Origin of the sequence: Citricoccus alkalitolerans, assembly GCF_039528175.1 — a bacterium.
GTDB lineage: Bacteria > Actinomycetota > Actinomycetes > Actinomycetales > Micrococcaceae > Citricoccus > Citricoccus alkalitolerans.
Genome location: NZ_BAAALH010000001.1, coordinates 305,384 through 324,825 on the forward strand (window position 1 = coordinate 305,384; position 19,442 = coordinate 324,825).

Consider the following 19,442-nt stretch of genomic DNA (forward strand, 5'->3'; position numbering starts at 1 on the left):
AGGGTTATCCCAGGGGTGCACCCGGCTAGGCTGGACCGGTGAGCAGCGAGCAGAAGAACATCACGGATCCGAGCGTCGATCCACAGGTCGATTCCGCCGTCCAGCCCGAAGCGGGGGACATCCCGCCGGAATCCCTGCGCGAGCAGTACGAGCACCTCGTGGACGAGGTCCGCAAGCACCGTACGGCGTACTACCAGAACGACGCCCCGCTGGTCTCGGACGCCGAGTATGACGCGCTCTTCCGTCGGCTGGAGGACCTGGAGGCACTGCATCCGGAGATCGTCTCCAACGACTCGCCCACCCAGGAGGTCGGAGGGGAGGCCTCCGCCGCCTTCGCCCCGGTGACCCATCTGGCCCGCATGTACTCACTGGACGACCTGTTCTCCATTGAGGAGCTGCGCGCCTGGTACGCGAAGACCTCCGCCTCGATCGAGAAGATCGCGCCCGGCGCCGCAGCACAGGGTGTCCGCTGGCTCGTCGAGGTCAAGATCGACGGGCTCGCCGTGAACCTGCTCTACCGGGACGGCAAACTCGTCCGGGCCGCCACCCGGGGGGACGGCACCACCGGTGAGGACGTCACGCACAACGTCATGACCATCAAGGACATCCCGCAGCAGCTCGCCGGATCCGGCTGGCCGTCCGAGGTGGAGGTCCGCGGGGAGATCTTCATGCCCAGCGCGGATTTCCGTACGTTCAACGAGCAGCGGGTGCGTGATGGCCTGGCACCCTTCGCGAACCCCCGCAACTCCGCGGCAGGCTCCCTGCGGCAGAAGGATCCCGCGGAGACGGCCAAGCGGCCCCTGAGCATGTTCGTGCACGGCATCGGCGCCCACACCGGCCTCGAAGCCGAGTCCCAGCACGCCACCTATGACCTCCTGGCCTCCTGGGGCCTGCCCACCAGTCCGTACACGAAGATCGTGGACTCTCTCGAGGGAGAGGGCGAGAAGGGGGATGGCGGCAAGGGCAGCGGCAGTGACGGTGGAATCCTGGGGTTCATCGAGGACAACGGCAATCAGCGCCATGACCTCGTCCATGAGATCGACGGCATCGTCATCAAGGTCGACTCCTTCGCATTGCAGCGGGCCCTGGGCCACACCTCGCGCGTGCCCCGCTGGTCGGCGGCCTACAAGTACCCGCCGGAAGAGGTCCACACGAGGCTGCTGGACATCAGGGTCAACGTGGGACGCACCGGCCGCGTGACCCCGTATGCCGTCATGGAGCCCGTCCTCGTGGCCGGCTCCACCGTCTCGATGGCAACCTTGCACAACCAGGACGTCGTCAAGGCCAAGGCCGTGCTCATCGGGGACACGGTGGTGTTGCGCAAGGCCGGGGACGTTATCCCGGAGATCGTCGGTCCGGTGCTGCCCCTGCGTGAGGGCAAGACTCAGGTGGAGGGGACCGGATCGGTCGGAGAGGACCAGCTGCGCGAGTTCGTCATGCCCACCGAGTGCCCGTCCTGCGGCACCACCCTCGCGCCGGCCAAGGAAGGGGATGTGGACCTGCGCTGCCCCAATGCCCGCTCCTGCCCGGCCCAGCTCACCGGCCGCATCGAGCACGCCGCCTCCCGCGGGGCCTTCGATATCGAGGCGCTCGGCGAGGAGGCCGCCCTCTGGCTGACCAACGGCCCGGGGCCGGATCCGGCGCAGAGCAATCAGCACGTGCGTCCCGAGGGGCCGGGCGTCATCACGGAGGACGCCGAGCTCTTCGACCTGGCGGACAACCTGCCCCCGGAACACCCGGTATCCGCGGTCGGCGAGGACGGTTTGACGGACGCCCAGCGTCGATTGGCCGAGGTCATGGTCTGGCGGGAGAAGCGGAAGAAGGATCCTGAGACAGGCAAGACCGTGCCCTCGGGAGAATGGGAACTCAAGCCGTACTTCTGGACGCAGGGCACCGCCAAGAAGCCCTCGGAGCCGACCGCGAACACCCGCCGGCTCTTCCAGGAACTGCACAAGGCGAAGGCCCAACCGCTGTGGCGGGTGCTTGTCGCGCTCTCGATCCGGCACGTGGGCCCGACGGCGGCCCGCTCCCTGGCCACTGCGTTCGGCTCCCTGCAGGCGATCCAGGCGCTGGCAACGGAAGGGTCCGCGGGGCACGACGGGACGGAAGCACCGGCAGCGGACGAGCGCCGTGCCGCGGCACAACAGCGGCTCGCGGACGTCGACGGTGTCGGGCCGATCATCGCCGAGGCGGTCATCGACTGGTTTGCCGAACCGTGGCACCGGGAGATTGTCGCGCGCTGGCACGCGGCCGGCGTCGTGATGGAGGACGAACAGGACGAGGACACCCCACGCACCCTGGAGGGGTTGACGATCGTGGTGACCGGGTCGCTGGAGACCTTCAGCCGGGATTCCGCGAAGGAGGCGATCATCGTCCGTGGGGGCAAGGCCTCGGGGTCTGTCTCCAAGAAGACCGACTACCTTGTCGCCGGGGAGAATGCCGGGTCCAAGCTGGACAAGGCGGAGTCCCTCGGTGTCACGGTGCTGGACGAGGAGGGGTTCCGGACGCTGCTGGCCGAGGGGCCGCCGGACCCTGACGGCCCTGAAGAGACTGACGCCGGCACGGACGCTGAGACCGACACTGAGTTCGCAACCACCGAGGAGACCGTATGAGCGCCCAGGGACTGCTGGCCGTCGCCCGGGCCGCGGCCCGCGCAGGCGCGGCTGTGCTCGCCGAACGCCCGCTGGGTCCGACGCCGGCCACGCGAGCCGAACTCGGCGCGGTCACCAAGTCCTCGAGCTCGGACTGGGTCACGGACTACGACCGCCGCGCGGAGCAGGCGGTGCGTGAGGTCATCACCGCCTACCGCCCGAACGACGCGATCTCCGGTGAGGAGTACGGCCACACCGAGCCGGAGCACCCCTCAGGTTACCGCTGGTCCATCGACCCGTTGGATGGCACCACGAACTTCATCCGGGGGATCGCCCAGTTCTGCACCTCCGTGGCGGTGGAGGGGCCGGCGGCGGCAGGCGAGACGCGCTGGTTGGCCGGGGCCGTCGTCGCGCCCGCCCTGGGCCGCACCTGGTATGCCTCCGCCGGTGGAGGGGCCTTCTCCACCGTGGACACTCCTGGGATCCCCCAGGCGGAGCTCCCGCCGGCCTCTGGGGAGCCGGTGCGCCTGAACGGGCCCCTCGTGGGCCGTTCCGGCCGACTGCTGGCCACGGGCTTCGCCTACGCGGGGGAGCGCCGCGACTTCCAACTCGGGGCTCTGACGGCGCTCATGCCCCACTTCGGGGACGTGCGGCGCATCGGGGCGGCGGCCCTGGACCTGTGCATGGTCGCCGACGGCACGCTCGACGCCTACGCCGAGTTCGGCATCCAGGAACACGACTGGGCCGCCGGGGCCCTGATCGCCGAGGAGGCCGGGGTGCCGGTACGGCGACCTGCCTCCGGGGACGGTACCCACCACCCGGACTGGACGGTGGCCGGGGTGCTGGACCCGTCGGACCCGTCGGAGCCGGCTGGCCAGTCGGGCCCACGGGCACAGCGGTTGTTGCCGATGCCGCCCGCAGGAGTCTGAGTCCATGCGTCAGTTGTTCTCCAAGCCCTGGCTCCTGCCCGCCCTCATGCTGCTGGTGGGAGCGTTGTTCGCCTACTGGGGCCTCATCGGGCGGGGACCACTGAACTATGTGGCCGCGGCCGTCCTGCTGTTCTTCGCGCTGCGCTTCGTCTCCACCACGCAGGTTCAGTCCCGTCCAGTTTCTGGGATCGATGAGCACTTGGCCAACGGCGGTGTGGTGGTCTTCTGGCGGCCAGGCTGTCAGTTCTGCGCTCGGCTCATCCGCGAGCTCGGCTCCGACGGACGGGACATCCCGTACTGGGTGAACATCTGGGACGAGACTGAGGCCGCCGCCCGCGTCCGCCTCTACCACCAGGGCAATGAGACCGTGCCCACGGTGGTGACGGCCGACGGGCACTTCGTGGCGAAGGATGCGGAGACGTTTGACCGCGCGAAGGCCATCATCCGGCGGGCCACGCCGGCGGACTGACTCCGACCTCGTGGCTCAACGCCGTGGGCGGCAGGCCCTGGTGGCCCTGGGCATCGACCCGGAGGGCTCCGCAGCCCGCGCAACGCACATAGAGCACCAGTCCATCGGACGTCAGATGCCGCGATTCCACGCGCCACCCATGCTCGTGCCGGGTGGTCAGGTCTTCCTGGAGGGGCAGTGGCAACGTGTGAGGTGAGGTCATGCAACCATCGTGATGTAATGGCGTTATGCACCTCAACCCTTACGGTGAATATGCGGTTCTGCTCGCGGCCTCCCTGGCCAACGAGTGGCCTGATGACCGCCAGGGCATCGAGGATCGGACCCGTGCCTTCGGGATGACCATGGTCTTCCCGCCCGGACGGGACGACCATTCGGGGACCGGGGCGGTGGTGGAGGACTGGTTGCGCGTCGTCGATGCGCCGGAGGACGGTGAGCGTGCCCAGTTGCTGAACGAGCAGATGGCGGCGGCCGCGGCCTACCCACGCCTGACCGATCACGACGGCGAGGGCTGGCACCTGCACTACCGGGACGAGAACGACTCGATGCCCTTCGTCCTGCGTGCTGTCATCAGCGTCGGGACCTCGTTGCACCTGGCTACGCGGGGGATGCACCGGCTGGGACGTTGTGCCGGCGAGCCCTGCCGCAACGTCGTAGTGGACGTCACCCGCAACGGCCGCCAGCGGTACTGCTCAGTGCGGTGTGCGAACCGGGCCGCCGTCCGTCGGCACCGGGCCCGTTCGTCACGGTGACGGGAGGGGGCCAAAGGGTTGGTGGGGCAGCAACTCGGTGATGAGCTGCTGGATTCGGGCCTTAATGTCATCGCGGATGGGACGCACGCCCTCGAGGCCCTGGCCGGCCGGGTCTTCGAGCTTCCAGTCCTCATAGCGCTTGCCGGGGAAAAACGGACAGGCGTCTCCGCACCCCATGGTGATGACCACGTCCGAGTCCTTCACGGCCTGCTCGGACAGCACCTTGGGTTGGTTCGCGCTGATGTCGATGCCTTCCTCGGCCATTGCCTCCACGGCTGCCGGATTGACCGAATCGGCCGGTGCCGAGCCAGCAGAGCGGACCTCGATCCGGCCCTCGGCCAGGTGGGACAGGTAGGCAGCCGCCATCTGGGAGCGGCCGGCGTTGTGCACGCAGACGAAGAGGACCGCCGGTCGGTCGGTCGTGTCCTCGGTGGTGCCGGTGAGTTCGGCGAGCAGTGCCCTGACGCGGGCGTCGACGTCGTCTCGGACCAGGCGCATGCGTTCCGTCCCTTCGATGCCACGGGCGGAGGGCTCGTCGGTGTGCCAGGTCTCGATGGTGCCGGTCATTCCGTCGACCGGCTCGACGTGGGCCTCACCGCCCAGAACGACCACCCGGTCCACGCGTGCCAGCAGGTCCGGGTCGATGGGCTTGGGGCGCCCGGCGGACATGTCGGCCCCGCCTTCGGCGATGACCTCGGCCGAAAGCGCGTTGATCGTCTCTCCCGGGCTGGTGCCGGCGGAGTGGACCTCAACGGCGCCGGCGGCGTGGTGTTCCATCAAGGCTGCCGCCATCTGTGACTTGCCTCCGTTCTTGGCACAGACGAACAGCACGGACGGACGGGATGAGGATCGTGGCTCGGTGGTCATCTCTACAGGCCTCCTGTCGGGCAAGACGGTTCAGGCTCGTGCCGCGGAGGCGGTCTCAGCGAGGGCGGGGGCGGTGGGGTCGCCGGGGAACAGCTTGCGGCCGGCCCACAGGGACACATAGACGAGTCCCACCAGTACCGGCACCTCGATCAGGGGTCCCACGACGCCGGCCAGGGCCTGGCCGGACGTGACGCCGAAGGTGCCGATGGCCACGGCGATGGCCAGCTCGAAATTGTTGCCGGCGGCAGTGAAGGCCACGGTGGTGGACTTGGCGTAGTTCAGCCCGACGGCCTTGGACGCGATGAGGCTGATGCCGAACATGAACACGAAGTAGGCCAGCAACGGCAGGGCGATCCGGGCGACGTCCCATGGGTTGGTGGTGATGGCCTCGCCCTGCAGGGCGAACAGCAGCACGATGGTGAACAGCAGTCCATAGAGGGCCCACGGGCCGATGCGGGGCAGAAAGCGGTTCTCGTACCAGTCCCGACCCTTGGCCTTCTCGCCGAAGTGACGCGTGAGGAACCCTGCCAACAGGGGAATACCCAGGAATATCAGGACGCTGAGCACGATCGACCAGACGGAGAAGTCGGCCGACGTGGTCGGCAACCCCAGCCAGGACGGAAGCACCTGGAGGTAGAACCAGCCCAGGGCGCCGAAGGCGAAGACCTGGAAGACGGAGTTGATGGCCACCAGAACCGCGGCGGCCTCCCGGTCCCCGCAGGCCAGGTCGTTCCAAATGAAGACCATCGCGATGCAGCGCGCCAGGCCGACGATGATCAGCCCGGTGCGGTACTCCGGCAGGTCGGGCAGCAGCATCCAGGCCAGAGTGAACATCAGGGCCGGACCGACGATCCAGTTCAGGGCCAAGGAAGTGATCATAAGCCGCTTGTCTCCGGCGACGCGGTGGGTCTCGTCATAGCGGACCTTGGCCAGCACCGGGTACATCATCACCAGCAGGCCGATGGCGATCGGGAGGGACACCTCGCCGATCTTCACCGCTTCCAGGGCAGTGTTCAGGCCGGGGATCAACCGGCCCAGGGCCAGCCCGACGACCATAGCCAACAGGATCCAGGCCGGCAGCCAACGGTCGAGGAAGGACATCTCCTTCATCACCGGTTGCTGCAGGGCGGGGGCGGTGGCGGTGCTCATGCAGGCCCATCTCTCGTATCGATAACCATCGATGGGAACACTACTGGTCATATCGATGCGCGTCAATGTAAGATCGGGTGATGGTTCCGACAGCTACCCAGACCTCCCTTGATGCCGTGGGCATCACCCACGGCCACCGCGCAGCCTCCGGTATATCCGAGTGCTGCTCCCTGGGAGTCGGTCCGATTGGTGCCGATGAGGCGCGGAGCTCAGCGGGCATGTTCAAGGCCCTGGCCGACCCCATGCGACTGCGCCTGTTGTCCCACGTGGCGGCGCAGGGGTGCGAGGCGGTGTGCGCGTGTGACCTCACCGAGGACCTGGGCATCAGCCAGTCCACCGTCAGCCACCACATGAAGAAGCTCGTCGACGCCGGCCTGCTCGCCCGGGAGCAGCGCGGCAAGTGGGCGCACTACACGGTGGTGCCGGAGTCGTTCGCCACCCTGCGCGGCCTGCTCGAGATCGGCTGACCGGTCCGCTTCCCCAAGGCGGACCTGCTCCGCGGGCTCACGACCGAGGTGATGCCCCAGTCTGAGGCCGCCGTCACGCTCGTCGCTGCGATCGCCACGATGAGCACCCGCAACCTGAGGACGCACGTGACTAGGCCGTGAACCTGCGCCGGTAGGAGGTCGGCGTGGTGGAGAAGACGGCCGTGAAGTTCTGTCGGAAGGTGACGGCGCTGCCGAATCCGCAGGAGGCGGCAATCCGGCTGATGCTCCACTCGGTGGTCTCCAGCAGGCGCCGAGCGTCATCCAGGCGGCGGGACAGTAGCCACTTGGCGGGACTGGTTCCGGTGACCTCCCGGAAGCGGCGGGCGAAATTGCGCGTGCTCATATGGGCGCGTTCAGCCATTCTCCCCACGTCAAGGTGCTCATCCAGATGTGCCAGGGCCCAGTCCATGGCTTCGGCCACCGGACCGGCGCCCTCGTGCTCGGGCAGCGGCCGATCAATGTACTGAGCCTGGTCGCCTTCCCGGTGCGGGGCGATGACCAGGTGCCGGGCGACCTGGGCCGCGGCCGCTGAGCCCAGCCGCGTGCGCACGATGTGCAGGCAGGCATCCAAGGCGGATGCCGTCCCGGCGGAGGTCAGGACGTCCCCGTGGTCGATATACAGGGCGGAGTTCTGGACTGGCACAGCCGGGTAGGCGCGGGCGAGCGCGTCGCTGCTGCCCCAGTGGGTCACGATCACTCGCTCACCCAGGACACCACTGGCCGCCACCGGGAAGGCGCCCAGGCAGAGGCCGGCCACGGCGGCGCCCTGCTCGTGTGCCCCTCGCACCAGGGTGACGAGGGAGTCGGGCACGGGCGGCAGGTCCGCCGGCCACGACGGCAGGACGAGGAGGTCTGCCGTCGCCACGACCTCGGGTCCAGCCAGATCGTCCAGGAGCACGCCTTCGGCACTGCGGACCGGTGCGCCGTCGTCGCTGAAGATCGTGGTCTGCCACTCTTCGGCCAGACCCTGACGCCGGACCTCGCCGAAGACCAGCAGGGGAGCCGCGAGGTGGAAGAGCGTGATCCGTGGAGGCAGGCACAGTCCTGGCGAAGAGTGACCTCGGTTCGTCGGCAGTTCAGGGCCGCGAGACCCAGGCGGTCGCCAACGCCTGACGGCTGCGGTGTCTACTGCTCCACGTCGAGCCCCGCGATCACCCGCGCCACCTCGGCTCGATGGTCCTCCGTCAGACCCAGCAGGGGCAGCGGCAGGCTGGACTCCTGCGCCAGACCCAGCTGCTCCGCCACGGCGGCCATCACCCGGATGCCCCCGCCGTGCCGGGCGAAGAGGTCCCAGAGCGGAGCAAGGCGCTCGGACTCCGCCCGTGCCTGCGCTGGGGAGCTCTGGGCGGCCCGGACGATCCTCAAGGCCGCCTCGGGCAGGGTCCCGGCGATGACCGAGTACCAGGCGTCGCAGCCTGCGAGCAGGCCGTCTGCCGCGTGGGCATCCCCGGAGACGCCAATGGTCACCTCAGGCGGAAGAACAGCGCGGATCTGCTGGACGTGCGCTCGGGCGGCCTCCGGATCAGCGGGCACACCCGGGACCTTGATGGACGCGATCCCCTGCAGTGCGGCGATCCGAGCGTATAGCTCGGTGGTGAAGGTGAAGCGCGTAGTGCGCGGGTTGTCGTAGACGACCACCGGCACGGACGAATGGCTCGTCACCGCCCGGAACAATTCGAATACGTCATCCTCGGTCAGCGGCTGGTAGCTCACCGGCGCCAGCAGCAGTCCTGCGGCGCCAGCCTCCTGTGCCGCCTCGGCATGGGCGAGGACCTGCGAGGTCCGGGTGGCACCGATGCCCACGAAGACGGGCACATCCCCGGCATGCGCGACGGCGGCGCGGGCCACCCGGGCGCGCTCGTCCCGGTCCAGGTACGCGTACGACCCCGTGGAGCCGAGAGCGGTGATGGAATCGACGCCGGCGGCCACCAGACGCTCCACCAGTCCGATGAAGGCTGGCTCATCCAGTGCGTCGTGGTGGAGGGGCGTGAGGGGAAAAGCACTCAGGCCGGTGAACATCGCCGGGTTCCAGGTCGGCATCTCAGGTCAGCTCCTCGACGGCCACGGTGGCGGCCTCGGCCACGAAGTCGTCCTGGAACTGCCCCTCCGGGTCATCGAGATTGGTGTAGACGGCCACCACGAGGGGCGTCCCCTCCGCCCGCTCGATGACGGCGAGGTCGTTGCGGGTGCCGTGGCCCAGCCCTGCCCCGCTCTTGTTGGCCACCGTCCAGGAGTCGTCCTCCGCCACGGCGGCCCGGATGAGCCCCTCGCTGTTCTCGGAGGCCCGCATGGACGCCAGCAACTCGTCTTGCGCCCACGGTTCGAGGGTGTCCCCCAGGGCGTACCCGCGGAGATTCTCGGCGGCCTGGCGCGGCGTCGTGGTGTCCCGGGTCTCCCCGGGGGCCCACTCGTTCAGCTCCGGCTCCACCCGGTCCACGGAAGTGATCTTGTCACCGCTGCGGGCCACAGCGTCCTGCAGGTCCTCCGGGCCACCGAGCGCATCGAAGAGCAGGTTTCCGGCAGTGTTGTCGCTGTGACTGATGGCTGCCCCGATGACCTGATCCAGGGTCATACCCGTCTCCACGTGCTGTTCGGCGATCGGCGAGTTCACCACCAGGTCCTCGGCGGAGTAGTGGATCCGCTGGTCCAGGTCCGGCGGCTCACTCTGGGCGAGCACGGCGGCAGCCGAGAACACCTTGTGCGTCGAGGCATAACCGAAACGCTCGTCCGCGCGGTACTGGACCTCTTCGCCCGTCCCGGTGTCCACGGCGTAGACACCCACCCGGCCGGAGAATCGGTCCTCGAGATGGGCCAAGGCTCGAGCCGTGGACGAGGCATTGGAGGCCGCGGGCTCGGCGTCCGCAACAGGGCTGCACCCCGTGAACAGCAGAGGGGCCAGAAGGATCGGGAGAATGAGTGATTCGCGCATCGGTTCAGGACTATCACGCCTCTGCGCAGCCGCGAGGACCGGCGCGCTGTCCGCCCACAAGCCGTCTACACTCAACCAAAGCCCGACCACCTCCGGGAAGGGGGCCGTCATTTCAGAGCCGAGTAGGGCCGTCCCCACCCATGCCAGGCGCCGGCTCCTCGGTGTCGCAGTCCCCCTGACCATCGCCCTCGGGCTGGGCATCCGCACCCTCAGCACGGCGGCCTGGACGGGACCGGCCGGCGACGCCCTGTATGCCGTGCTGATCCACCTGCTGATCGCCCTGGTGCTGCCGGCCCGGCCCCGGGCCCTCGTGGCCGGACTGGCACTGGCGGGGTGCCTGGCGGTCGAGCTGCTCCAGCTCACCGGCCTCTCGGCTGGCCTCGGTGCGCTGTGGCCGCCCCTCCGGTTGGTCTTGGGCACCACGTTCGGTGTCGCGGACCTGATGGCCTACGCCGTCGGGATCTCCCTCGCCTACGCCGCCGACCGTCTGCTCGGCGTAGGATTCAGCCGTGCCGCACGAACGCCTTGAGAACGCCGACCCCACCGAAGACCTGCACCCGGCCATCCGAGCCGCCGGGTGGCCACAGCCGGCCTCACGCGTGCCGGGCGTCACGGTACGTGACGCCCGGGCGGAGGACCATGAGGAGATCGCGCACCTCACGGTGACCTCCTACATCGACGGCGGTCATATCGACCCTGAGGACGAGTACATCGCGAACCTCCAGGACGTGGCCACCCGGGCACGTCAGGCACGCGTCCTCGTCGGAGAGGTGGAAACGACTGCGCTGGCCGGTCCGCCGGATCCCGGAGCGGCGGGAAGCATCATCGCCGGTTCGGTGGTCCTGACCCTGCCGGGAATGCCGATGTCCGAGACCGCCCGTGAGGGCGAACTGGAGTTCCGGATGCTCGCCGTGGACCCGCGCGTGCAGCGCCGCGGGGTGGCCCGGGCCCTGGTCCGCGCCGCCATCGATCGCGCCGAACAGTTGGAGGGGGTCGCCGCCGTCGTGCTGACCACCATGGAGACCATGACCGGGGCGCACCGGCTCTACGAATCGGAGGGATTCGTCCGGGTGCCCGAACGGGATTGGCGACTCTCGGACATCGGCCAGATGCCGACGTCGGGCGAGGACCCCCTGTACTGGGTCTACCGGCGCTCGGTCTGAACCCGGCGCCGAACCCAGCGCGGCAGTACTCCGCACTAGACTGGGTGACCGAACCGGTCTCTGGCACACCAGACACGTCAGACCACCACATGTGGAAACCACAGGAGATTCATGTCCGCCATCACCCGTGAGGACGTCGCCCATTTGGCGCGACTGGCCCACATCCGGATGGACGAGAACGAACTGGACAAGATGTCCGGAGAGCTCGCCTTCATCATGGATGCCATCGCCTCGGTCAGCGAAGTCGCCGGCCAGGACGTGCCGCGCACGTCCCACCCGATCCCGCTGCGCAACGTGTTCCGCGAGGACGTGCCCTCGGGCATGCTCACCCAGGAGCAGGCACTCGCCATGGCACCGGACGCCGAGGATGGCCAGTTCAAGGTCCCGGCGATCCTGGACGGGGAGTGATCGGCGTGACTGATGTGACTGAACTGTCCCCGAAGGACCTCATCAAGCTGACCGCGTTGCAGATGGCCGAGCGGCTGCGTGCCGGCGAGATCACCTCGGTGGAACTCACCCAGGCCCACCTGGACCGCATTGCCGAGGTGGATGGCCCGGCTGATGGCCCAGGTACTGCCGCAAGCCGAGGCGTGCACGCCTTCCTGCACGTCAACACCGAGGAGGCGCTCGCCGTGGCCGCCGAGGTGGACGCCATCCGTGCCGCCGGCGGCACCGCGGCCCAAGACCTGCACCCGCTGGCCGGCGTCCCCATCGCGGTGAAGGACCTCATCGTCACCGTCGGCCAGCCGACCACCGCCGCCTCCAAGATGCTCGAGGGCTGGATGAGCCCCTATGACGCCACTGTGGTGGAGAAGATCCGCGCGGCCCGCCTGCCCATCCTCGGCAAGACCAACCTGGACGAGTTCGCCATGGGTTCGTCCACCGAGCACTCCGCGTTCGGTGACACCCGCAACCCCTGGGACCTGGACCGGATCCCCGGCGGCTCCGGGGGTGGCTCCGCCGCCGCGGTGGCGGCCTTCATGGCCCCCCTGGCTCTCGGCACTGACACCGGCGGCTCGATCCGCCAGCCCGGCGCCGTCACCGGCACCGTGGGCGCCAAGCCCACCTACGGCGCGGTGTCCCGCTATGGCGTCATCGCCATGGCCTCCTCCCTGGACCAAGTGGGCCCGGTGACCCGTACTGTCTCCGACGCCGCCGCCCTGCAGGAGCTCATCGGCGGTCATGACCCGAAGGACTCCACCTCGCTGCCCGAGCCCATGGACGGACTGCTCGAGGCCGCCCGCAACGGCGAACTCGCCGGCCTGCGCATCGGCATCATCGCCGAGCTTGAGGGCGAAGGGTTCCAGGAGGGGGTGCTGGCCCGCTTCCAGGAGTCGGTACAGGTGCTCAAGGACGCCGGGGCAGAGGTCTCCGAGGTCTCCTGCCCGCACCTCGGCTACGCCCTGGGCGCCTACTACCTGATCATGCCCTCGGAGGTCTCCTCCAACCTCGCCAAGTTCGATGGCGTCCGGTTCGGCAACCGCGTGGTCCCGGATGGAGGCGGCACCATCGAACAGGTCATGGGTGCCACCCGTGCGGCCGGCTTCGGCGACGAGGTCAAGCGCCGCATCATCCTGGGCACCTACGCGCTCTCGGCGGGCTACTACGACGCCTACTACGGCTCGGCCCAGAAAGTCCGCACCCTGATCCAGCGCGACTTCGCCGCCGCGTTCGAGCAGGTGGACGTGCTGATCTCGCCGACTTCGCCCGTCACCGCCTTCCCGCTGGGTGAGAAGCTGGACGACCCGGTGGCGATGTACAACAACGACATCGCCACCATCCCCGCCAACCTGGCCGGCATCCCCGGCATCTCGGTGCCGGCCGGACTGTCCGAGGGCCTGCCCGTGGGCATCCAGTTCCTGGCCCCCGCCCGGGGCGACGCCATCATGTACCGCGCCGCCGCCGCCCTCGAGTCCCGCCTCGAGGAGGCCTGGGGCACCCCGTTCTGGGCCCAGGCCCCGGAACTGGCCACCGCGAATACGGCCGCACCGGCCGGCGTTGGAAACGCCCCCGCTACCGCAACCGCAGGAGGAGAGAACTGATGGCCGCCGTCACCGACGAGGTGCTCGCGTTCGAGGAGGCCATGGCCCAGTACGATCCCGTACTCGGCTTCGAGGTCCATGTGGAGCTCAACACCAGGACCAAGATGTTCTCCTCGGCGCCCAACGGCTTCGGAGACGAACCGAACACCAACGTGACCCCGGTGGACCTCGGCCTTCCGGGCGTGCTGCCGGTGGTCAACGGGACCGCGGTGGAGTACTCCATCAAGCTCGGCCTGGCGCTGAACTGCCAGATCGCGGAGGTCTGCGGCTTTGCCCGGAAGAACTACTTCTACCCGGACACCCCGAAGAACTTCCAGACCTCTCAGTACGACGATCCGATCGCCCATGACGGCTGGCTGGATGTCGAGCTCGAGGACGGCACGGTCTTCCGAGTGGAGATCGAGCGGGCTCACATGGAGGAGGACGCCGGCAAGCTGACCCACCAGGGTGGGGCCTCGGGCCGGATCCAGGACGCCGCCTCCTCGCTGGTGGACTACAACCGCGCCGGTGTGCCGCTGGTGGAGATCGTCACCAAGCCGATCACCGGTGCCGGTGAGCGTGCCGCCGAACTGGCCAAGGCCTATGTCACCCAGATCCGGGACATCGTCAAGAACCTCGGGATTTCGGACGCGCGGATGGAACGCGGCAACGTCCGCTGCGACGCCAACGTGTCCCTGATGCCGAAGGGCTCCACCGTGTTCGGCACCCGCACCGAGACGAAGAACGTCAACTCCACCCGGGCCGTGGCCCATGCGGTGACGTTCGAGATCCAGCGCCAGGCCGCCGTCCTGTCCGCCGGCGGATCCATCACGCAGGAGACCCGCCACTGGCAGGAGGGCACCCGCACCACCACCTCCGGCCGTCCCAAGTCGGACGCGGATGACTACCGCTACTTCCCGGAGCCGGACCTCGTGCCGATCCACACGACCACGGAGTGGATTGAGCGCCTGCGCGCCGAGCTGCCCGAGCCGCCGGCCGAGCGCCGCAAGCGTCTGAAGGCGGACTGGGGCTACTCGGACGAGGAGTTCCGGGATGTGGTCAATGCCGGCGTGCTGGATGAGATCGCCGCGACCATCGAGGCCGGCGCCAGTGCCTCTGCCGCCCGCAAATGGTGGATGGGCGAGATCGCCCGCCTGGCCAACCTCGCCGAGAAGGACATCGCCGAGCTCGGGGTCACCCCGGCGGACGTGGTCGAGGTCGAGGCGTTGATCGCCGAGAAGACCATCAATGACAAGCTGGCCAAGCAGGTCCTCGGTTTCGTCGCCGACGGCGAGGGCGCCCCGCGTGCCATCGTCGAGGCCCGCTCGCTCGCCGTGGTCTCGGACGACGGTGCGCTGAACGCCGCGGTCGAGGCCGCCATCGCCGAGAATCCGGGCGTCGTGGACAAGATCAGGGCGGGCAAGCTGCAGGCTATCGGCGCCCTGATCGGCCCGGTCATGAAGGCCACCCGTGGCCAGGCGGACGCCGCCCGGGTCCGCGAGATCGTGATGGAGCAGTTGGGCGTCAGAGAGTAGAACACCCGTCAACCTCTGTATCTGCAGGTCGAGAACGCCCCATAATTGCCCCGAAACCGGGAAATTGTGGGGCGTTTTCGACCGCCAGTTGCCCAGAGATCAGCACCCCTGAGAGGGGCAGCATGCCGTGGGAGTTGCGTGACGGTGAGCCGGTCATCGCCCCGGCGCTGGTCCGTGCCCTGCTGAACGAACAGCACCCCGACCTCGCGCACCTGCCGCTGGGGGAGCCGGTCCGCGGCTGGGACAACACCATGGTCCGGCTCGGGGGCCGCCTCGCCCTCCGCCTGCCCCGGCATGCCCGGGCCGAGGCGCTGCTCGACCGGGAGGTCGCCTGGCTGCCGCGGCTGGCGTCCCAGCTGGCCAACCCGCCGTCCGGCACCGCAGGCCGAGCCCACCCCGCCAATCCTGCCATCCCGACGCCGGCGCGGACCGGATTGCCCCGCGCCGGCTACCCGTTCCGCTGGGCGGTGGTGCCATGGGTGGACGGGACACCGGCGGTCCACGTGCCCCTCGAGGTCCGGGATGCCTACGCCCCCAGCCTGGCCGCCATCCTGCGTGGGCTGCATCAACCGGCACCGACGGATGCTCCGGCCAGCGCCTTCCGCGGGGTTGGCCTGGCGGACATCGAGGACCGATTCGCCCAGCGGTGGGAGGCCTTGGTCGGCGATCTCGGCCGGGAACGCCGGGACCAGCTCGCCGAGGTCTGGAGGCGGGCGGTGGACGCGGTGCCGTTCTCCGGTCCTCGCGTCTGGCTCCACGGGGATCCGCACCCGAACAACACGGTGCTGCCCGGCGTCGGGCCCGGGCCGGGACCCATGCCCGGTTCCCCGGTGCTCGTGGATTTCGGTGACCTGTGTGCCGGGGATCCGGCCTCGGATCTGGGCTCGGCCCTGTTGCATTTCTCACCTACCGGCCGGGGCGCCTTCGTCACCGCCTACGACGCCGGCCGGGTTCCGGACCCTGCCCTGTGGGCCAGGGCGCAGGGCTGGGCGGTGAACTACGCGCTCATCTTCGCGGCTCAGTCCCCGGGGGAGGCGTTGCGCCCGTTGGGGCGGGACCTGTTGGCCTGAGGCCCGAAGCGCCCGTCTGGTCCCACATTGTGTTCGACCCACGGCCGTGCTTACGGTGGCAGCAGGTTCGAGCAGAGCCGTTCGCCGACGAGAGGTTGCGCGCGATGGAACAGAAGAACATCCACGTCCTGGGCTTGACCGAGGTCCAGCGGCACGAGCTGGAGACCGTCTCCGGGGCTGAGAACTACGCCTTCCACAACGTGCTGGACTACGAGCGCCTGGTGGAGACCGCGGAGATTGATTTCGAGGAGTTGCTGGCGGCCGCCCGGCGCCAGCTGGATGCCTTCGACGGGACGGTGGATGCGATCATCGCCCACTGGGATTTCCCGGTCAGCGTGATGACCCCGATCCTGGCCGCAGAGCGGGGATTGCCGTCGCCGTCCCTGGAGAGCGTGCTCAAATGCGAGCACAAGTACTGGAGCCGCCTGGTGCAGCGGGCCAGCATTCCGGAGTGCGTGCCCGGCTTCGCCGCATTCGACCCATTCGACGACCACGCGCTCGACTCGATCGACCTGGACTTCCCGTTCTGGGTCAAACCGGTCAAGGCACACTCCTCCAACCTCGGCTTCAAGGTCAAGGACGAGGCGGGTTTCCACGAGGCCTTGGCGGAGATCCGCGAGCACATCGAGGAGATCGGTGATGCCTTTGATGCGGCCCTGTCCATGGTGGACCTCCCGCCGGAGCTGCAGCAGTGGGGAGGCAACACCTGTCTGGCCGAGCAGTTCGTCCAGGGCACCCAGGCCGCACCCGAGGGCACGGTGTTCCGGGGTACTGTCCGCATCCACGGAGTGCTGGACATGCACAAGGACAGCGATGGCACCAGCTTCGATCGGCTGGACTACCCGGCCAGCAGCGTGCCGGAGGAGGTGCAGCAGAGGATGATCGACGCCACCGAGCGGTACATGAAGCACGTCGGTTTCGACAACGGCTGCTTCAATTCCGAGTTCATGTGGGACGAGGAGGCGGACCGGCTGTGGATCATCGAGGTCAACACCCGGATCTCGCAGTCTCACAGCGACCTGTTCGCCAAGGTGGACGGTGCCTCGAACCATGAGGTCGCGATCGACATCGCCCTGGGCCGCGAACCACGGATGCCTCACCGGCAGGGCGAGTACGCCGTGGCCGCCCAGTGCATGGTCTTCCACGATGAGGATGCAGTGGTGACCCGGGTGCCCGACGAAGAGGACAAGAAGGCGCTGGCGGAACGGCATCCCGGAACGGTCCTCACGCTGATGGCGCACGAGGGCGACCGGCTCTCCGACCTGGCCGGCCAGGACAGCTACCGGTACATCGTCGGCAAGTTCTACCTCGGCGCATCCAGCCATGAGGAGCTCGGCCGATTCCACGAGCGGATCGTCCAGGAGCTGCCGTTCGAGTACGCCAGTGCAGAGCCTGACGATGATGACGAGAACGGAGGACGATGAAGACCATCACCGAGTTCCCGCAGGAGACGAGGGTCATCGAGAACGTGTTCATCCCGATGCGGGACGGGGCCCGGCTGGCCGCCCGGATCTGGATGCCCGTCGACGCGGAGCAGAAGCCCGTGCCCGCCATCCTGGAGTACATCCCGTACCGGAAACGGGACAGCAGCCGCGGCCGGGACGAGCTGAACCATCCGTATATGGCCGGTCACGGCTACGTCTGCGCCCGAGTGGACCTGCGCGGCAGTGGCGACTCGGACGGCGTCATGGTGGACGAGTACCGCGCCCAAGAGCACGAGGATGCCGAAGATGTCATCGCCTGGCTGGCCGAGCAGCCGTGGTGTGACGGCAAGGTGGGCATGATGGGCATCTCCTGGGGCGGGTTCAACAGCCTGCAGCTGGCGGCCCGCCAGCCTCCGGCGCTCAAGGCCATCATCAGCGCCTCGGCCACGGATGACATCTACGTGGACAACATGCACTACATGGGCGGGTGCCTGCTGGGTGACAACCTCTCCGAGGCCACCGTGATGTTCGCCTTCAACAGCCTTCCGCCCGATCCGCAGATCGTGGGCGAGCGGTGGCGGGACATGTGGCACGAGCGACTGGCCGGAAGCGGATTGTGGCTGGAGACCTGGCTCGAGCATCAGCGGCGGGACGACTACTGGAAGACGGCCTCGGTCTGTGAGGACTACAGCCAGGTGCAGTGTCCGGTGATGGCGGTCGGCGGTTGGGCGGACGGCTACACCAACGCCGTGTTCCGGCTGATGGAGAATCTGGACGTCCCGCGGAAGGGCCTGATCGGACCGTGGGGTCACAAGTATCCGCACCTCGGCGTGCCGGGCCCGGCCATCGGTTTCCTGCAGGAGGTCGTGCGGTGGTGGGACCACTGGCTCAAGGACCGGGACACCGGGGTGATGGACGAGCCCATGCTCCGGGCGTGGATGCAGGACAGCGTCTCACCGGCCTCTTCCTACGAGGACCGACCGGGCCGCTGGGTCGCCGAGGACCAGTGGCCGGCCCCGGGGATCGAGGACCGCGAGTTCACCCTGCGGGGCCACCACCTCGAGGAGACCGGCAGTGGAACCGACCAGCATGGCGAGTCGGACGCAGAGATCTCGATGAAGTCGCCCCTGAGCGTGGGCATGTTCGCCGGCAAGTGGGCATCCTACGCCGCCGTGCCCGACCTGCCCTTCGACCAGCGGGAGGAAGACGGCGGTGCCATCTTCTTCGAATCGCGTCCGCTCACCGAGGACCTGGAGATCTTCGGCCTGCCCGAGTGCCATCTGGAGGTCTCCGCGGATCGGCCGGTCGCCATGCTGGCCGTGCGGCTGTCCGATGTGAACCTGGACGGGGAGGCCACTCGGGTGACCTACGGATTGCTCAACCTCACGCACCGGGACGGCAGCGAGGACCCGAGCCCCCTGGAGCCGGGGAAGAAGTACCGGGTCACGGTGCCGCTGAACGGTATCGCCCAGTCCTTCCCGGCCGGACACCGGCTCCGGTTGTCCATCTCGACGTCCTACTGGCCGCTCGCCTGGCCGTCCCCGGAAGCGGCCACGGTCTCCCTGACCACTGGGGTCAGCAGTCTCACTGTCCCGCAGCGTGCCCGCCGGCCGGAGGACTCTCGGCTGCGCGAGTTCGGCGAGCCCGAGGCCGCCGCCCCGTTGGAGATCACCCAGACCCAGCCGGGCAGGCACCACTGGCGGGTCACCCGCGACCTGGCGACGAACGTCTCCTCCCTGGAGATCGCCAATGACCAGGGGGCCTTCCGTATCGAGGACACCGGGAGCCACATCCGGCGCGGAACCGAGGAGTGGTACAGCTTCCGCTGGAACGACGTGAACTCTGTGCGCGGCGAGACCCGGACTGTGCGCCGGGTCGAGCGTCAGGACTGGGGCGCCGAGGTCACCACCAGCACGGTGCTGACCTCCACACCCACCGAGTTCATCATCGACGCCGAACTCGATGCCTATGAACTGGACCCCCAGCGCGGCGACCCCCGCGTCTACTCGCAGAGCTGGCACCGCCGCATCCCGCGGGACCTCGTGTAGTCGGCGTGCC

Annotated in this window: 19 protein-coding genes and 1 pseudogene; 13 read left to right on the forward strand and 7 right to left on the reverse strand. The window is 68.7% G+C overall.

What is annotated here, in order from left to right; all coding sequences use genetic code 11:
- The first annotated feature begins 38 nt into the window (after positions 1-38).
- From ligA to ABD134_RS01315, 3 genes are read left to right on the forward strand one after another with little or no spacing between them, the layout of a single operon-like run.
- A complete protein-coding gene (ligA, locus tag ABD134_RS01305; RefSeq protein ID WP_344226000.1) occupies positions 39-2,612 on the forward strand; it encodes an NAD-dependent DNA ligase LigA in 2,574 nt (857 codons plus the stop codon).
- Positions 2,609-3,520 (forward strand): inositol monophosphatase family protein, encoded by a 912-nt coding sequence (locus ABD134_RS01310; protein WP_344226002.1) that lies wholly within the window; start codon positions 2,609-2,611, stop codon positions 3,518-3,520. Before ligA ends, ABD134_RS01310 begins: the two co-directional genes overlap by 4 nt.
- Before the next feature lie 4 nt (positions 3,521-3,524).
- Positions 3,525-3,989, forward strand: a complete 465-nt coding sequence (locus tag ABD134_RS01315) for a glutaredoxin domain-containing protein (protein WP_344226004.1) — start codon at positions 3,525-3,527, stop codon at positions 3,987-3,989.
- On the opposite strand, the gene ABD134_RS01320 is transcribed toward ABD134_RS01315, so the two are convergent.
- Entirely contained in the window at positions 3,961-4,191 is a 231-nt protein-coding gene (locus ABD134_RS01320; protein ID WP_344226006.1) for a hypothetical protein, read from the reverse strand. The genes ABD134_RS01315 and ABD134_RS01320 overlap by 29 nt on opposite strands.
- Before the next feature lie 25 nt (positions 4,192-4,216).
- On the opposite strand from ABD134_RS01320, the gene ABD134_RS01325 reads away from it, so the two are divergent.
- On the forward strand, positions 4,217-4,738 hold the full coding sequence (locus tag ABD134_RS01325) for a CGNR zinc finger domain-containing protein (protein WP_344226008.1): 522 nt from the start codon (positions 4,217-4,219) through the stop codon (positions 4,736-4,738).
- Here the strand turns inward: ABD134_RS01325 and ABD134_RS01330 are convergent.
- The 3 genes and pseudogenes from ABD134_RS01330 to arsB form a co-directional block, all read right to left on the reverse strand.
- A complete protein-coding gene (locus ABD134_RS01330; protein ID WP_378108486.1) occupies positions 4,730-5,194 on the reverse strand; it encodes an arsenate reductase ArsC in 465 nt (154 codons plus the stop codon). The genes ABD134_RS01325 and ABD134_RS01330 overlap by 9 nt on opposite strands.
- A 6-nt stretch (positions 5,195-5,200) precedes the next feature.
- Positions 5,201-5,605, reverse strand: a pseudogene (locus ABD134_RS01335) (arsenate-mycothiol transferase ArsC); the annotation flags it as partial.
- A 30-nt stretch (positions 5,606-5,635) separates the two neighbouring features.
- Positions 5,636-6,754 carry an ACR3 family arsenite efflux transporter gene (gene arsB / locus ABD134_RS01340; protein ID WP_344226010.1) on the reverse strand — a complete coding sequence of 373 codons (1,119 nt, stop codon included), beginning with the start codon at positions 6,752-6,754 and terminating at the stop codon, positions 5,636-5,638.
- Between the two features lie 80 nt (positions 6,755-6,834).
- Between arsB and ABD134_RS01345 the strand changes: the two genes are divergently transcribed.
- Complete coding sequence (locus ABD134_RS01345) at positions 6,835-7,221, forward strand: ArsR/SmtB family transcription factor (protein ID WP_344226013.1); 387 nt, start codon at positions 6,835-6,837, stop codon at positions 7,219-7,221.
- A gap of 130 nt (positions 7,222-7,351) precedes the next feature.
- Here ABD134_RS01345 and ABD134_RS01350 read toward each other — a convergent pair whose 3' ends face one another.
- The 3 genes from ABD134_RS01350 to bla are packed head-to-tail and all read right to left on the reverse strand — an operon-like array spanning position 7,352 to position 10,171.
- Positions 7,352-8,317, reverse strand: coding sequence for a GlxA family transcriptional regulator (locus tag ABD134_RS01350; RefSeq protein ID WP_344227597.1), 966 nt, complete (start codon positions 8,315-8,317; stop codon positions 7,352-7,354).
- 50 nt (positions 8,318-8,367) lie between these two features.
- Entirely contained in the window at positions 8,368-9,261 is an 894-nt protein-coding gene (locus ABD134_RS01355; RefSeq protein WP_344227598.1) for a dihydrodipicolinate synthase family protein, read from the reverse strand.
- A gap of 22 nt (positions 9,262-9,283) precedes the next feature.
- Positions 9,284-10,171 carry a class A beta-lactamase gene (bla, locus tag ABD134_RS01360; RefSeq protein ID WP_344226015.1) on the reverse strand — a complete coding sequence of 296 codons (888 nt, stop codon included), beginning with the start codon at positions 10,169-10,171 and terminating at the stop codon, positions 9,284-9,286.
- Here bla and ABD134_RS01365 point away from each other — a divergent pair.
- The 8 genes from ABD134_RS01365 (at position 10,155) to ABD134_RS01400 (ending at position 19,432) form a co-directional block, all read left to right on the forward strand.
- Positions 10,155-10,700 (forward strand): ribosomal maturation YjgA family protein, encoded by a 546-nt coding sequence (locus tag ABD134_RS01365; protein WP_344226017.1) that lies wholly within the window; start codon positions 10,155-10,157, stop codon positions 10,698-10,700. The two genes, bla and ABD134_RS01365, sit on opposite strands and share 17 nt — an antisense overlap.
- Entirely contained in the window at positions 10,681-11,334 is a 654-nt protein-coding gene (locus ABD134_RS01370; protein ID WP_344226019.1) for a GNAT family N-acetyltransferase, read from the forward strand. Before ABD134_RS01365 ends, ABD134_RS01370 begins: the two co-directional genes overlap by 20 nt.
- 111 nt (positions 11,335-11,445) lie before the next feature.
- A complete protein-coding gene (gene gatC, locus ABD134_RS01375) occupies positions 11,446-11,742 on the forward strand; it encodes an Asp-tRNA(Asn)/Glu-tRNA(Gln) amidotransferase subunit GatC (RefSeq protein WP_344226021.1) in 297 nt (98 codons plus the stop codon).
- A gap of 14 nt (positions 11,743-11,756) precedes the next feature.
- Positions 11,757-13,376: an Asp-tRNA(Asn)/Glu-tRNA(Gln) amidotransferase subunit GatA gene (gene gatA / locus ABD134_RS01380; RefSeq protein ID WP_344227599.1), complete on the forward strand. Its 1,620-nt coding sequence runs from the start codon at positions 11,757-11,759 to the stop codon at positions 13,374-13,376.
- Positions 13,376-14,890 carry an Asp-tRNA(Asn)/Glu-tRNA(Gln) amidotransferase subunit GatB gene (gatB, locus tag ABD134_RS01385; RefSeq protein ID WP_344226023.1) on the forward strand — a complete coding sequence of 505 codons (1,515 nt, stop codon included), beginning with the start codon at positions 13,376-13,378 and terminating at the stop codon, positions 14,888-14,890. The genes gatA and gatB overlap by 1 nt, the downstream gene beginning before the upstream one ends.
- A gap of 122 nt (positions 14,891-15,012) precedes the next feature.
- Positions 15,013-15,960: a phosphotransferase gene (locus ABD134_RS01390; protein ID WP_344226025.1), complete on the forward strand. Its 948-nt coding sequence runs from the start codon at positions 15,013-15,015 to the stop codon at positions 15,958-15,960.
- A 104-nt stretch (positions 15,961-16,064) separates the two neighbouring features.
- The gene (locus ABD134_RS01395; protein ID WP_344226027.1) at positions 16,065-17,384 is read left to right on the forward strand and encodes an ATP-grasp domain-containing protein; all 1,320 of its coding nucleotides are present in this window, start codon (positions 16,065-16,067) and stop codon (positions 17,382-17,384) included.
- Complete coding sequence (locus tag ABD134_RS01400) at positions 17,381-19,432, forward strand: CocE/NonD family hydrolase (RefSeq protein ID WP_344226030.1); 2,052 nt, start codon at positions 17,381-17,383, stop codon at positions 19,430-19,432. Before ABD134_RS01395 ends, ABD134_RS01400 begins: the two co-directional genes overlap by 4 nt.
- Positions 19,433-19,442 lie beyond the last annotated feature (10 nt).

What these genes read in the sequence shown, in the direction of transcription:
- ABD134_RS01345 (WP_344226013.1), top strand. Translation starts at nt 6,835, where the DNA reads ATGGTTCCGACAGCTACCCAGACCTCCCTTGATGCCGTGGGCATCACC.
- ABD134_RS01320 (WP_344226006.1), bottom strand. Translation starts at nt 4,191, where the DNA reads ATGACCTCACCTCACACGTTGCCACTGCCCCTCCAGGAAGACCTGACC.
- ABD134_RS01310 (WP_344226002.1), top strand. Translation starts at nt 2,609, where the DNA reads ATGAGCGCCCAGGGACTGCTGGCCGTCGCCCGGGCCGCGGCCCGCGCA.
- ABD134_RS01355 (WP_344227598.1), bottom strand. Translation starts at nt 9,261, where the DNA reads ATGTTCACCGGCCTGAGTGCTTTTCCCCTCACGCCCCTCCACCACGAC.
- ABD134_RS01395 (WP_344226027.1), top strand. Translation starts at nt 16,065, where the DNA reads ATGGAACAGAAGAACATCCACGTCCTGGGCTTGACCGAGGTCCAGCGG.
- ABD134_RS01400 (WP_344226030.1), top strand. Translation starts at nt 17,381, where the DNA reads ATGAAGACCATCACCGAGTTCCCGCAGGAGACGAGGGTCATCGAGAAC.
- ABD134_RS01365 (WP_344226017.1), top strand. Translation starts at nt 10,155, where the DNA reads ATGAGTGATTCGCGCATCGGTTCAGGACTATCACGCCTCTGCGCAGCC.
- gatB (WP_344226023.1), top strand. Translation starts at nt 13,376, where the DNA reads ATGGCCGCCGTCACCGACGAGGTGCTCGCGTTCGAGGAGGCCATGGCC.
- arsB (WP_344226010.1), bottom strand. Translation starts at nt 6,754, where the DNA reads ATGAGCACCGCCACCGCCCCCGCCCTGCAGCAACCGGTGATGAAGGAG.
- ABD134_RS01325 (WP_344226008.1), top strand. Translation starts at nt 4,217, where the DNA reads ATGCACCTCAACCCTTACGGTGAATATGCGGTTCTGCTCGCGGCCTCC.
- bla (WP_344226015.1), bottom strand. Translation starts at nt 10,171, where the DNA reads ATGCGCGAATCACTCATTCTCCCGATCCTTCTGGCCCCTCTGCTGTTC.
- gatC (WP_344226021.1), top strand. Translation starts at nt 11,446, where the DNA reads ATGTCCGCCATCACCCGTGAGGACGTCGCCCATTTGGCGCGACTGGCC.
- ABD134_RS01390 (WP_344226025.1), top strand. Translation starts at nt 15,013, where the DNA reads ATGCCGTGGGAGTTGCGTGACGGTGAGCCGGTCATCGCCCCGGCGCTG.
- ABD134_RS01315 (WP_344226004.1), top strand. Translation starts at nt 3,525, where the DNA reads ATGCGTCAGTTGTTCTCCAAGCCCTGGCTCCTGCCCGCCCTCATGCTG.